Genomic DNA, 13,129 nt, shown 5'->3' on the forward strand with positions numbered 1-13,129 from the left:
ATCGCCGGGTCTGCCACACCCTCACGTCAGACTGCTCCCATGGCCAAGGTGAAGATCGAACACGTGTGCACCGACTGCGGCGCCTCGCATCCGAAGTGGGCAGGGCAGTGCACGTCGTGCGGGCAGTGGAACACGCTGGTCGAAGAGGTCGCGCTCCCCTCCGACGCCGTACCGCTGGCGCCAACCAGCGCGACCCCGATGTTGATCGGCGACATCGACCCCAAGGCCAGCACGCCGCGCACCACCGCGATCGGTGAGCTCGACCGGGTGCTCGGCGGCGGCCTGGTCCCGGGTTCGGTCACGCTGCTCGGCGGCGAGCCCGGCATCGGCAAGAGCACGATCCTGCTCCAGTTGCTCGCCGGCTGGACGGGTCAGTCGCTGTACGTCACGGCCGAAGAGAGCGCCCAACAGGTGCGTCTCCGCGCCGAGCGGCTCGATGCGGTTCGCCCCAACCTGTGGCTGTTCGCGGAGACGGCGCTGCCCCACATCATCGCCGCGATCGACGACGTCAAGCCCGACTTCGTCGTGATCGACTCGATCCAGACGGTGCACGACCCGGCGATCGGCTCGGCACCCGGCTCGGTCACCCAGGTGCGCGGGTGTGCGCAGCAGCTCGTCAACATCGCCAAGCTCCGCAACATCCCGGTCATCCTCGTCGGTCACGTCACCAAAGAAGGTTCGCTCGCCGGCCCGCGGGTGCTCGAACACATCGTCGACACGGTGCTGTCGTTCGAGGGCGAGCGCCACCATGCGCTCCGGCTACTTCGGGCCACCAAACACCGGTTCGGGCCCACCAGCGAACTCGGTCTGTTCGAGATGGCGGGCGTCGGGCTCGTCGGCGTGCCCGACCCGAGCCAGCTGTTCCTCGGCGACCGCCGCACCGGCGTGCCCGGGTCGGCGATCGCCCCCACGATGGAGGGCCACCGGCCGATCGTCGTCGAGGTGCAGGCGCTCACCACCCCTGCCCCACCCAACGTGCCCGCACGCCGGACCGCGCTCGGCATCGACGGCAACCGCCTGGCGCTCCTGCTGGCGGTGCTCCAGCAGCGGGCCCGGGTCGCCGTGCAGCAGCAAGACGTGTACGCGTCCACGGTCGGCGGCGTCCGGCTCGTCGAACCGGGGCTCGATCTGGCGGTGTGCCTGGCGATCGCGAGTGCGATCACCGACCGGCCGATCCCGTCCGACATGGTCGCGTTCGGCGAGGTCGGGCTCGGCGGTGAGCTCCGTCAGGTCGCCCACACACCGCGCCGGCTGAGCGAGGCGTCGCGCCTCGGGTTCACGCGGGCGATCGCGCCGAAGAACTCGCCGGCCCCCGACAGCGGCTCGATCCGCCTCGTCCGGGTCGGCACCCTGCCCGAAGCCCTCGCCGCTGCCGGGCTCACGTAGCCCGAGCCACCGCACGAACGAAGCGGCGATCAGCCGCCGGTCTCGATGATGATCGGCGGTGGTTCGGGCGGGCCGTCGAGCAGGTCGAACACCAACGGCCCGTACGGCAGGGTGGTCAGGGTGAGGACGTCGTCCTCGCACGTGTAGCCGGAGGCCTCACCCTGGGCGTCGCTGAAGACCGACGACGAGATGTCACCGATCGATGCGGTCGACTCACCCTGCCACCCGGTCACCGTGATCCGATCCCCGTCGGCGTTGTACCGGCCGCTCTCCGTTCCGGTGAGTTTGGTCGCGGGTGCCGCACCCACGTTCGCGATCGAGGCCAGCAGGGTGAAGTCCTTCACGGCGCTCAGGGTGCCGTCGGCCTCGAACTCGAAGATGTAGCTGCCGTCCATGACGAGGCTCATCCCCGGCACCTGTTCGCCGCCCGATTCCATGACGGTCATGATGTAGTCGGCGAACGTGCCGAGCTGCAGGCCCCACGTGCCGAGCAGGCACGGGTCGCACACCGCTTGTTCGGCGGTGCTGACGTTGGCCTTCGGTGACACCGGCTCCTCGGCGGTCGTCACCACCGTGATGTACGTCCGGTTCTTCTCGCAGGTCGGACGCACTTCGACGGGCATTTCGGTCCACGCGCCGAGATCGGTGGCCTCGTTCGCCCAGGCCACCGAGACGTGCGACGACTCGTCCGTGTTCTGCTCGTAGCGCTTGCCCTTCATGTACCGCACCGCATAGCGGGCGGCGCGCATCGGCGAGGTCTCGAGTTCGACCGCCTGCACGGCGTCGACCGGGATGAGCCGGATGACGGCGCCGAGGCGTCCGACCGTGCCACCGCCGGTGTCGAAGATCGCGTCGGCCGCCCCGGCGACCACGAAGTCGCGCCAGAGTTTCTCCATGCCGCTCGTCGAGGCGATCGATTCGACGGTGGCACCGGCTGCCGAGACGGTTCGCAGCAGGTCGATCGTCGCGTCGTCGCCTCGGATGTTTGCGTAGTACTGGAAGAACACGGTGTTCTCGTATGACATCTGTGTGATGTCGTTGCGGAGCGAGTTGGAATCGAAGCTGGGGGTCCACCCGTGTTCGTCGTTGACCGACGGGTACACGACGTTGCTGAAGTATTCAGCCGAGCCTTCGAGCCACCACTTGTGCGTCGCGTACGGCGCCGACGTGAACGACCAGTCCTGCACACAGTGGAAGACCTCGTGGGCGACGGTCTGGCGGAACGTGTCCATCGATCCGGCGGACGCCGACGTGAAGAGCGTGATCGGACACGGTGTCGCGAGGTCGAAGTACGACTGCGACGCCAGCGTCGTCCCGTTGGCACCGATGCTGAACACGGCGTTGATGTCACCGACGGTCGCGAGGCCGCCGAAGACGCCGACGCTCGTCACCATTCCGTCGAGCGCGACGTCGACGAGCGCGAGCTGGTCGGGATCGGTCTGCCAGGTCGACGAGTAGTAGACGCGCAGTTCGTGACCGTCGACGACCTCCTCGACGTAGTGGAAGCACTCGTCGCCGGTTTCGAGCGCTTCACTCGTCGACACGCCGGTCGCAACCACGTCGAAGCAGTCCTGACGGATGATCTCGATCGGCGGCGCCGATGCCGACACGGCCGGCCCGGTGCCGAACGAGGCGTTCGCGAAGCCGGCGGTCGGGCCGGGTGCCGGCGCGCTGATCGCATCGAGCAGCTCCTGGCTCGGGCTGAAGAACCGGAGCGCGTCCGCGAGCATCGTGCGCTCGTCATCGTCGAGGTCGCCGCTCTCCAACAGGTCGGCGCCCCGACGCGTCAGTGCGGTGAGACCCGCTTCCTGTGCGTCGTCGGGTCCGAGGCCCGGCGTGGGAACGCCGCGCCCGCTCACGCCGTTCAGCGCTCGGGCGATCCCCTCCGCTTCGGAGAACGAGCCGGCGGCGACGCCGCGTTCGATGACCTCGAGCAGGTCCGCAGGCGGCATGGTCTCCTCGGTCTCGTCGGCACCATCGACGTCGTCTCCGGCGACCCGCACGACCGAGACGGGTTCGACGGCCGGGATCGGCGTGTCGAGCGGGCCGAGGTCGACCGGCTCGGTCGCGACCGGTTGGCTGCTCCCGGTCGTCGCCTCCGCCTCGTCGTCCTCGGAATCGGGCTCCGATGCCGGCTCGTCACCGTCGCTCGACGCCTCATCGGAGACGGCACCGGACTCCTCCGACGTCGGCGGCTCGGCGTCGCCGTCTCCACCGCCGCCGGAGCATCCGACCACGAACAGGGCTCCACACAGGAGCAGACTCACGTTCCGCCGCGCGCACTTCATCCACCCTGTGTAGTACGTCCGACCGTCCCCGCACCACGCTTTGTCTCGCCGATCGAGCGAGCGCGACCGGGCCGGTCGATCCGGCGCCGACTAGGATCGGCCCGTGGACGGTCAATATCGGGGTGCGAACGAGGCGATGCGAGATGCGCTCGCCCGCGTCGGACCCGGGACGCCACTGCGCGACGGTCTCGACCGTGTCGTGCGATCGAAAGCCGGTGCGCTGCTCGTCCTGTCCGACGACCCCGAGGTGCTGTCGATCTGTTCGGGCGGCTTCCTGGTCGACGCGCCGTTCAGCCCGCAGCGGGTATCGGAGCTGGCCAAGATGGACGGCGCGATCATCATCTCGAACGACGGTGGTCGCATCGCTCGCGCCAACGTGCACCTGGTGCCCGACCCGACGGTGCCGACCAGCGAAACGGGCACCCGTCATCGCACCGCCGAGCGGGTCGCCCGATCGCTCGACGTGCCGGTGATCTCGGCGTCGGAGGAGATGGGCGTCATCAACGTGTACGCCGGCGGCCTGAAGCGTCAGCTCCAGGAGGTCGGTCGGCTGCTCGACCGGGCCAATCAGGCGTTGCAGACCCTCGAGCGCTACAAGGTCCGTCTCGACGACGCGCTCGACAACCTGACCGCACTCGAGATCGAAGACGTGGTCACGGCCCGCGACGTGGTCACCGTGCTGCAGCGCGGTGAGATGGTGCGTCGGATCGCCGACGAGATCGAGACGATGATCATCGAGCTCGGCGTCGACGCCCGTCTGCTCCGGTTGCAGCTCGACGAGATCTACACCGACATCGACGACGAGGTCGACCTCGTGGTCGCCGACTACCTGCCGCCGCACCGTCACGCCGACGACACGGTCGCCGAGATGTCGCGGATGAGGGACGACGACGTGCTCGACGCCCGCATGGCGTTGGCCACGATGCACCTCGGTGACGCCTCGCTCGACGACGAACTCGCCCCGCGCGGCCTCCGGTTGCTGCGCCGGGTCAGCAAGCTGACCCCCGATGTCGCGGCGTCGATCGTCGATCGCTTCGGCGGCCTCGCACGCTTGCAGCGGGCCACGGTCGACGACCTGTCCGCGGTCGAGGGTGTCGACGCCGAGATCGCGACCTCGGTCAAGGAGACCTTGGAGCGCGTGACCGAGAACACGATCCTCGGCCAGTACAGCTAGTCACGAAGCCACCTTCACGATCCCCAGGGGAGTCACCGATGCCGTTCCGTCATGTCGTCATGTTCAAGTGGGCCGACCACGTCTCCCCCGAGCACATCGAGAAGGTGAGCGCCGGCCTCAGCGAGTTGCCGGGTGAGATCGACGTCATCCGCAGCTACGTGCACGGTGCCGACGTCGGCGTCTCGGAGGGCACCTACGACTACTGCGTGGTCGCCGACTTCGACAACGTCGACGACTACTACACCTACCGCGACCACCCTCAGCACGTGCTCCTGATCGCCGAGAACATCAAGGACCACGTCACCGACCGGGCAGCGATCCAGTACCAGACCGGCCCACGCTGAGCCGACGTCAGCGTGACGGGTTCAGCAGCCGTTTGCGCAGTTCCACGAGCTTGGGTGCCGGCTCCCCGTCGCTCCAGGGGTCGCCGTTGATGACCCGCTCGTAGCTCTCCCACTCCTGACGGACGCCGGCGTGGTCGCCGGCGCGAGCATGCGCTTCCATCCGGAGGCCGATCAGTTCTTCGTGGGCGGGCAACACCTGGAGCCCGCGGGCGGTCGCTCGGAAGACACCTTCGATGTCTCCGATCGACAGACAGTGCGCCCCCAGTTCCGTCGTGGCCGTCGTGACGAGCAGGACGAAGTCGGACGTGATGCCTTCGCTGTCGGGCCACAGGTACGACGTGCCCTCGAAGGGCATGCCGCTGATCAACTCGACCGCCGGGTCCAGCGTCGCGATCGCCTGGCCCGGCGGTTGCAGCCGGGCGACCTCGAGCGCGTGGCGGAGCAGATCGGCGTCGGAGCGCACGAGTTCGTGCAGCGGGAGTGCGTCGGTCATCGTCCGCCCGACCCACTCGTCGCCCTCCGGTGGTTCCACGAGACGAGCCAGCGAGCGGCGGGCCTCGGAGACCACGTTGGCGAAGGTGGCGTCGCGTACGTCGAGTTCCCATAGCGCCGTGCGTGCGGCGGACCGGGTCGACCGCTCCCGATGGGTTGCCAACCAGGCGACGAGCTCACGGGTTTTTGAACGTTCGAACGACACCTCGTTGCCCTCGCGATCGATCACTCCGACCGGACCGATCATGCGGACGAGCAACTCGTACGACGGCGCCGGAACCACGTTCGGTTCGAGCCGGGCCTCGGCCGGTGCGTCGACGGCATCCGGGCGTTCGGCGACGTCGTCTGGGCCGATGATCGTGGGCTCGCCCAGCGCTGCGCGATCGAGCGGCACCGTGCCGGACGGTGCTGCCGCGGGCGCCGTGTGGGTTTCGGGCTCCGGATCGGTGATCGTGACCAGTTCGGCGATCGCCGCGATGTCGTCGGGCGACAGCCCGACCGGGGTCAGCCGGATGCCGGCGGGCTGCAGGAGCCAGGCATCTCCGTCGGGAGCGAGTCGACTCGACCGACCGTGGATCGGTGACGCCGAGACCACCGCCAACCCCGTGCGCTCGTCGGGCACGGGTACGGTGCCGGCCGACGCTCCGACCAACACGACCGCCGGCTCCCAGGTCTCGGTCGCGGTGCCGGTCGAGCGGAGTGCGAACGTCGACCTGCCGGACCCACGGGTCGAACCGATCGCCTCGGCGGAAGCCTCGAAGGCACGCTGCTGATCCGGCACGGGCACGTAGCGGCGGTGCGCGAGGAACGCCTCGTCGGGTACACCGAGACCGACCAGCGTGGTCACTTCCGCCAGGAGCGAACCGGCGAGCGTCGCGGCGAGCGCTGCCACGAACGCATCGGCCTGCGCTCCCGGACCACCCACCTCGATCGCCTCGATCGCTTCGAGATCGACGTACACATCGCGTCCGGCGTCGTCGGTGCCCAACTGCACCAGGGTCGGGCACGGTGGGTTCACCGAACGGGCTGCATCGGCGAGGAGTTCGAGCGGGATCGATGCGGCGAGGTGCCAGACCGACCCATCGCCGTCCCACGGGCTCGGCAACGCGACCGGGCCGCTGGTGCGAAGCTCCAGGGAGCCCTCCGGCGCGACGAGGACGGCGACCACGCGCCGGTCTCGCTCGACGAGCGTCATCGCGACCGCCCGGATGGCGGTCTCGACCCTGACGAATCGCTCGCCGACGTCGATCGCACGCAGCGTTCGTTCGGTCGCGGCCGGGCGGGGCGACGGGTCGGGCAACGAGGTGCGCGGGCGGGCTCGGCGGAGCTGGGCGCGGCGTCGTACCGCGAGCAGCGTGAGCACCCCCGCCGACATCATCGCCGCACCACCGAGCGGCATCATTCGAGGCGCTGCCGACCTCGAATCGCCAGCGTCGACGCGCTCGTCGGTTCCGTCTCCGGCCGATGCGGTGGCATCGACGGCTCCGGGTGTGTCGGCACCCACTTCGTCCCAGACGTTGTCACGTCGCGACGAAGCGACGACGTCACCGACGACGGTGGCGTCATCGACGACGGTGGCGTCGGCCGGCGCCCCGGAGTTCGCCGGCGCATCGACATCCAGCGAGGCAGCCAACCGGTCGGGCACGGCGACCTCGTCCTCGACCAGGGCGGGTGTCGTGATGTCGGCCGACGACTCGACGTCGTCCGACTCGGGTATCGGGGCCTCGGCGGCATCGGCCGGCGCGTCGGTCGGAAGCCGGAGATCCCACCCGGGTCGGATCAGGTCAGGGTCGGTCAGCCGGCGGCCGTCGTCGAACTCGCGGCCCTCGTTGGCCCCGTAGACCTCGGGCCATCGCGTCGGGTCTCCGAGTTCGTCCTCGGCGATCGACCACAGCGATTCACCCTCCTCGACCACGCGGGTTCCCGCAACGTCGCGGCGCAGCGACGGCGCTGCGCCGGCACCATCGGGCAGTTCGAGCACCCAGCCGACGTCGATGAAGGCCGCGTTGTCGAACAGTCGGCCATCGGGCATCCGGCGCCCCAGATTGAGGTCGACGAGCCGCTCGGCAAACGCTGCGACGCGCGACGAGTCGGGCCCGACCAGCCGCTCGGCGATCCCGTAGACGGAGTCACCCGGTTGCACGACGTACTCACCCGGCGCAGCCGTCGGTTCGGCTCGCTCCGCGGTGGACGAATCGATGTCGAACGGAGCATCCTCGGCGCGGACCGGCTGCCGGAGGCGCGAGCCGGCGGCGGAGGTCGAGGCACGAGCGGCCGACGAGCCGGTTCCGGGTGTGGGGCGTTCGACGCGCAGGACCGACGCCACGCTCCGGTCGGGCAGGCGTGTTGCTCCCTGGTTCGCGACTGCACTCGTCGGCGAGGTGAACAACGGGACGACGACGAGCAGACCCGACGCGATGACTCGGGCCGTTCGCTGGGTGAACCCGAGCCCACGGATGTCGGGCATGGCGAGCCCGTCGTGGCGGAGCATGTGGGCGACCTCGGCGACGACCGTGACGACGAGCACGATCACCCCGACCCAGGCGACGACGAGCGCCAGCCGGATGACGATGTCGGTGATCGTCTGCTCGGTCAGTCGCTCGGTCAGCGCGGTCCGGATCCGGTTGGCGCTCCAGTCGGCGGGAGACGCCACGCCATGGAACGGTGCGCCGCCGCCGAACCGCTCACGTGCAGCGACGACCAGCGCCAGCGGAAGACCGACCGCAACGAGCCCGAACAGGACGAGCGAACGCGTGAAGACGATCAGCCTGGTGCCGACGCTCTCCCGATTCGCTGCTCGATCAGCCATGCGTGCTCGATTCTCTCCTTGTCAGTGGGGGGAACGATGTCGACGAAAGGGAAATCGCCGCCGATCACGGACCAGTCTGCGCCTGGACCGAACCGGAAGCAGTCTGCTCACCCACCGGATCGACGATCGTGACCGTGACCGTGACCGTGTCACCGTCGACCACCATCGTCCAGGAACCGGTCACGCCGTACGACTCGAAAAAGCGGTCGGCGGCGGCGCCGACCGCTTCGCGAGCGCGCGGCTCGTCGATCCTCACCTCGGCCCCGTCGCGCAGCGACTCGATCTCGACCTGCTGGGCCCCGGCGCGCGCCGATTGGAAGGCGATCGACTGGGCGGCCGACCGGTTGGCGACCACGCGGTTGACATCGCGCGACAGCCAGATCACGCCACCGGCCGTGAATGCGAACAGCAACACCAGCGCCGTCACCACCGCCGAGCCACGTTCGCCGCGAACTCGCTCCACCGTGGCGTGGGCGTGGCCGGGCACGTCGCGCTCGCTCATCGGCGTGCCCGGAAGAAGTCGACGGTGGCGACCGCCGTGACGGTCTCGGCGTACGGCTGGCCGATCACCTCGACGCCGCGGTTCGAGACCTCACACGTGATCGTCACCCGGACCATGTCGACCCGGACTCCCGACCCGGCGTCGGCCGGGTCGAAGACCGTGGACACCGACGGGTCGTTGCAGTTCGTGCTGTCGGCCAGGAGCGCGTCGGCGGCCCGCTGCGCCGCTGCCGACGCCGCCTCCGGGCTGCGCTCCAAGGCGGCGGCCTGGGCTGCGGACTCGGCCGCCGAGCGCACCTCGGCCTTGGCGTCGACCCCTCGCCCGAGGGCGATGATCAACAGCGCGAGACCGAGGACGGCCGGCGCGATCAGCACCAGCCCCAGCGCGTCGGCTGCGCCACGATCCCTCACGGGCGGAACCCCTCGACCGGCAACGACTCGGTGATGTCGATCCCGGTGGCGGTACCGCGGATGATGCCCGGGGCGTTGCCCGTCAGCCGGACCACGACGAGCCCGCCCTCGATGCTGATGTGGAGATCGGTGGCGCTCAGCAGGTCGGCGTCGCGAAGGACCCCCTCGGCCGACGCCTCGACCTGTTCGGGCGGCTCGCCATGTCGAGCGACGAGCACGGCCGCATCACGAGCCACCGAGCGAGCCTCCGAGCGGGCATGGGTGAACATCGCCGCCTGAAACGCCGTGAACGCCAACCCGACGAACACCGGGGTCAGCAGCACGGTGGTCAGCGATGTCGACCCCCGATCCGACTGCGGCATGGGCCGGGGCTACGGGTTGTCCGCCGGCGCGACCGGTACGTCGATCTCGGTCTCGGCCTGGTCGCGGATCTGATTCCACAGGATCGCTGCGATGACGGCGACGCTCACGCCTGCGGCGACGAACCACAGCACCTGTTCGAGCGACACCGCGCCACGGTCACGTTCGACCACGTCGTCGTCGGTCCCCCGTCGGCCGACGGCACCCAGCAGCGCGTCGTACATCTGGTGGGTGGCTCCGCTGATGATCATCGGGAGTTGGTTCATGCTTGCTCCTTGTCTCACGAGTTGATTCACGAGAAGTTGAGGGCCGGGTACATGACGAGGGCCATGAAGATGAGCGCCATGCCGACGATCGGCGTCGTCAGCCGACTCGTCCGCAATCTCGCCTCGGACTCCTGTTCGGTCGACAGCGCCGAGCGGAGGGTGGCGCACTTCGCCGCCAGCGTACGCGCGACCGGCGCACCCTCTGCTGCGCTCAAGGCCGCCGTCGCCGCGACCTGCTCCAGCTCGTCGAGGCCGAGGTCGATACCCGTGCGCTGCAGCGCGTCGGTGAGGCTCGATCCTCGTGCGCCCGATTCGCGTACCCGTCGCCGCAGTTCGACGAACAGCCGACCGTCACCCGCGTGCGCTGCCTGTTCGAGCGCTCCCTCGTAGCCGGTGTTGCCCGCGAGCAGCATCGTCACGACGTCGAGGTATGCCGAGACCTGATAGCGCAGGTCGGCACGCAGTGTCCGTGCCTCGTCGACGAGCACGGTGTGTACGACGAACGGTGCGACGACAACGAACACGAGCGACGCGCCCAGCGGTACGAAGACGCTCAGGCTGACCAGTCCGAGACCTTGGAGGACCGCGATGACGAGCGGCGGCCCGACGAGTCCGGTCATGGCGGCGATCACGAGATACACCACGTGCTGCTCGACCGTGCGGTTGACGAGCTGGAGTTCCGAGGCCGACGGCAACAACCGCGGCTGGTTCGACATGAACCCGACGATCGGCCGCACCACGCGCGGCGACCGGCCGTGATGTCCGACACCGCTCACCGTGCCGGGTCGCCGAAGATGCTCGATCGTTCGAGTGAGCGTCGGCGCCGGCTGCATCCATCCGCTGACGACGACGAGTAGCCCGATCGCGCCGACCACGCTCAAGACGATCATCGTCGTGAACTGGCTCACGATCGCGCCCCGAAACCGGCGGCCGTCAGGAAGCGGCTCGGCCGTGGAAACGCGGCAAGCTTCTGCACACGCACGATCAGGGCCGTGTAGCCGGCCAACGCGACACCGAGGAACAGTTGCCCGCCCGTCGTGTCGTAGGCATCGAGATACCGGCTCCGACCGAACACGAGCAGCAGGACGACGAGTGTCCCCATGATCAACGTGAGCGCTTGCACCTCACGCCGGGTCGGTGCCCGCTCGGCCTCGATCAATCGACGCCGGTCGACCTGTTGGCGGGTCTGCTCGGCGAGCGCCGTCAGGACCGGCACGGTGCGAGCGCCGCGCCGGATCGCGATGGCCAGGCCCGCCGCCACCAGATCGGCGAGCGGATCGTCGAGGTCGTCGGCGAAACGACGGAACACGACGTCAGGGTCCTGCCGGCCGAGTCCGGCCGCGAGCCGACGGATGTGCGGTCGGATGATCGGCGGGCACGCCCCGACCGTCGACGAGATCGCTCCGATCGGTTGCTCGCCTGCCATCAGCACGTCGCGCACGTTCTCGATCCAGCTCGCCAGCGCATCGAGTCGCGCGATCTCGACGTCACCGGCGCGATCGCGGCGTTGCCAGCCACCGATCGCCCAGAACGCGCCCGCACCGACGACGAGGCCCGGCATCACCCAACCCGACACGATCAGGACCAGGAGCCCCGTGCAACAGGCTCCGACGAATCTGATCCCCAACCGGCGGACATCGCGGGTGCCCATCGTGATCATCGGAGCGTCGCCAGGAGGCGCCACTGCGATGACGACTCCGGCCACGAACAGCAGCGACAGCGCGATGGCGATCAGCATCACCAGCCTCCCGTCGGCGCGAACAATCGGGTGTCGTACCCGGAGATCCGGAGCCGCTGCAGATGACGTGCCGACAGCGGCGCGAACTGCTCGAGTTCGCCGCTCTCGCCGATGCCCCACACCTCCGTCGTCGCCAGGCCGCCACCCTCGCCCAGACCGCCGATCTCGATGATCGACGTCACGCGGCGGATCGGCGCATCGTCGCGTTCTTCGTTGCGAACGAGGTCGATGTGGATCACGAAGTCGACGGTCTGGGCGATCAGACTCCAGACCGCGAACTCCGGCAGGCTGGTGTCGGATTTCGACACGTAGTACGCCAGCCGCTGTACGACGACATCGGACGTGTGGGCGTGGATCGTCGCCAGGGAACCCCGCTTGCACATCGACGCCACGTCGAGCATGTCGAGCGCCTCGTCCTCGACGAGTTCACCGACGACGACACGGTCGGGGTTGAGACGTCGGGTCAACTCGACGAGCTGACGGGTGGTGATCTCGCCCTCACCCTCGGCGTTGGCGTGGCGGGTGAACAACGCCGGCGCGTCGGGATGGCGAGGGTCGTCCTCGAGACGCAACTCCAGCAGGTTCTTCTCGACCGTGATGATGCGCTCGCGAGGCGACACCGCACCGAGTAGTTCGGTGAGGAGCGTCGTCTTACCGGCGCCCGGCGGACCACTCACGAGCACCGTGAAGCCGCAGCGGATCATCGCTTCGAGTTTCGGTACGAGCCCGACCGGGAACAGGCCGCGTCCGGCCAGACCGTCGAGACCCTCGTGGCGCAGTACGAAGCGGCGGATCGCGATGCGCGGGTGTGTCGAGATGCCGTGCTCCGAGCGTCCTCCGAGCACCATCACGACACGTGAGCCGTCGTCGGCCTGGAACGTGAGCATCGGCGACTGCGTGTCGAGCCGTCCTTCGCCGGTTCCGTTCATTCGGCGAGCGAGCCGCTTCTGGTACGCCGTCAGATCGGCCGAGGAGTCCCAGAGTTGCCCGACGTCGACCTTGCGGCCGTCGCTGTAGGTCACCCAGGTCGACGCGTGCCCGTTGACGTCGATCTCCTCGACTGCGGGATCGCTCATGTACGGCTCGAGCGGGCCGGTCCCGGTCAGCTCGGCGACGACGCGCGCTCGGACCTCGCGATCGGCTATCTCGGACATCGGTGGGTCGCCACGATGCATCCGATCCTGGTTGAGCACGGCGATCTCTTCGCTGAGCCATGCCCCCACCAGCAGCTGCTGACGACGCGAATCGCCGGCGAGTGGGCGGTCGCCGGCGGCGAAGCCGTCTTGATGATCGTTCTCATCGGTCTCGATCGCTTCGACGAGACGGGTTGCGACGCGGTCGGTGACGAAGCGCACGGTTG

General features: G+C 69.1%; 12 protein-coding genes. 3 read left to right on the forward strand and 9 right to left on the reverse strand.

The window, feature by feature from the left end:
• Positions 1-39 precede the first annotated feature (39 nt).
• Positions 40-1,386 (forward strand): DNA repair protein RadA, encoded by a 1,347-nt coding sequence (gene radA, locus R8G01_12915; GenBank protein ID MDW3214896.1) that lies wholly within the window; start codon positions 40-42, stop codon positions 1,384-1,386.
• A gap of 29 nt (positions 1,387-1,415) precedes the next feature.
• Here the strand turns inward: radA and R8G01_12920 are convergent, their stop codons facing one another.
• Entirely contained in the window at positions 1,416-3,674 is a 2,259-nt protein-coding gene (locus R8G01_12920; protein MDW3214897.1) for a hypothetical protein, read from the reverse strand.
• A gap of 103 nt (positions 3,675-3,777) precedes the next feature.
• Between R8G01_12920 and disA the strand changes: the two genes are divergently transcribed.
• Positions 3,778-4,848: a DNA integrity scanning diadenylate cyclase DisA gene (gene disA, locus R8G01_12925; protein ID MDW3214898.1), complete on the forward strand. Its 1,071-nt coding sequence runs from the start codon at positions 3,778-3,780 to the stop codon at positions 4,846-4,848.
• A gap of 38 nt (positions 4,849-4,886) precedes the next feature.
• A complete protein-coding gene (locus R8G01_12930) occupies positions 4,887-5,192 on the forward strand; it encodes a Dabb family protein (protein ID MDW3214899.1) in 306 nt (101 codons plus the stop codon).
• Between the two features lie 7 nt (positions 5,193-5,199).
• On the opposite strand, the gene R8G01_12935 is transcribed toward R8G01_12930, so the two are convergent.
• The 8 genes from R8G01_12935 to R8G01_12970 all read right to left on the reverse strand — a co-directional run bounded on the left by R8G01_12935 (position 5,200) and on the right by R8G01_12970 (position 13,124).
• Entirely contained in the window at positions 5,200-8,493 is a 3,294-nt protein-coding gene (locus tag R8G01_12935; protein MDW3214900.1) for a LysM peptidoglycan-binding domain-containing protein, read from the reverse strand.
• 64 nt (positions 8,494-8,557) lie between these two features.
• On the reverse strand, positions 8,558-8,995 hold the full coding sequence (locus R8G01_12940; protein ID MDW3214901.1) for a hypothetical protein: 438 nt from the start codon (positions 8,993-8,995) through the stop codon (positions 8,558-8,560).
• The gene (locus R8G01_12945) at positions 8,992-9,405 is read right to left on the reverse strand and encodes a hypothetical protein (protein MDW3214902.1); all 414 of its coding nucleotides are present in this window, start codon (positions 9,403-9,405) and stop codon (positions 8,992-8,994) included. Before R8G01_12945 ends, R8G01_12940 begins: the two co-directional genes overlap by 4 nt.
• The gene (locus R8G01_12950; GenBank protein ID MDW3214903.1) at positions 9,402-9,767 is read right to left on the reverse strand and encodes a pilus assembly protein; all 366 of its coding nucleotides are present in this window, start codon (positions 9,765-9,767) and stop codon (positions 9,402-9,404) included. Before R8G01_12950 ends, R8G01_12945 begins: the two co-directional genes overlap by 4 nt.
• Positions 9,768-9,776: 9 nt before the next feature.
• Positions 9,777-10,031 carry a hypothetical protein gene (locus R8G01_12955; GenBank protein ID MDW3214904.1) on the reverse strand — a complete coding sequence of 85 codons (255 nt, stop codon included), beginning with the start codon at positions 10,029-10,031 and terminating at the stop codon, positions 9,777-9,779.
• Positions 10,032-10,057: 26 nt separating this feature from the next.
• Entirely contained in the window at positions 10,058-10,939 is an 882-nt protein-coding gene (locus R8G01_12960) for a type II secretion system F family protein (protein ID MDW3214905.1), read from the reverse strand.
• The gene (locus tag R8G01_12965; protein ID MDW3214906.1) at positions 10,936-11,769 is read right to left on the reverse strand and encodes a hypothetical protein; all 834 of its coding nucleotides are present in this window, start codon (positions 11,767-11,769) and stop codon (positions 10,936-10,938) included. The genes R8G01_12960 and R8G01_12965 overlap by 4 nt, the downstream gene beginning before the upstream one ends.
• Entirely contained in the window at positions 11,769-13,124 is a 1,356-nt protein-coding gene (locus R8G01_12970; protein ID MDW3214907.1) for an ATPase, T2SS/T4P/T4SS family, read from the reverse strand. The genes R8G01_12965 and R8G01_12970 overlap by 1 nt, the downstream gene beginning before the upstream one ends.
• Positions 13,125-13,129: the final 5 nt, after the last annotated feature.

The sequence above is a fragment of the Ilumatobacteraceae bacterium genome (assembly GCA_033344875.1).
Classification (GTDB): domain Bacteria; phylum Actinomycetota; class Acidimicrobiia; order Acidimicrobiales; family Ilumatobacteraceae; genus Ilumatobacter.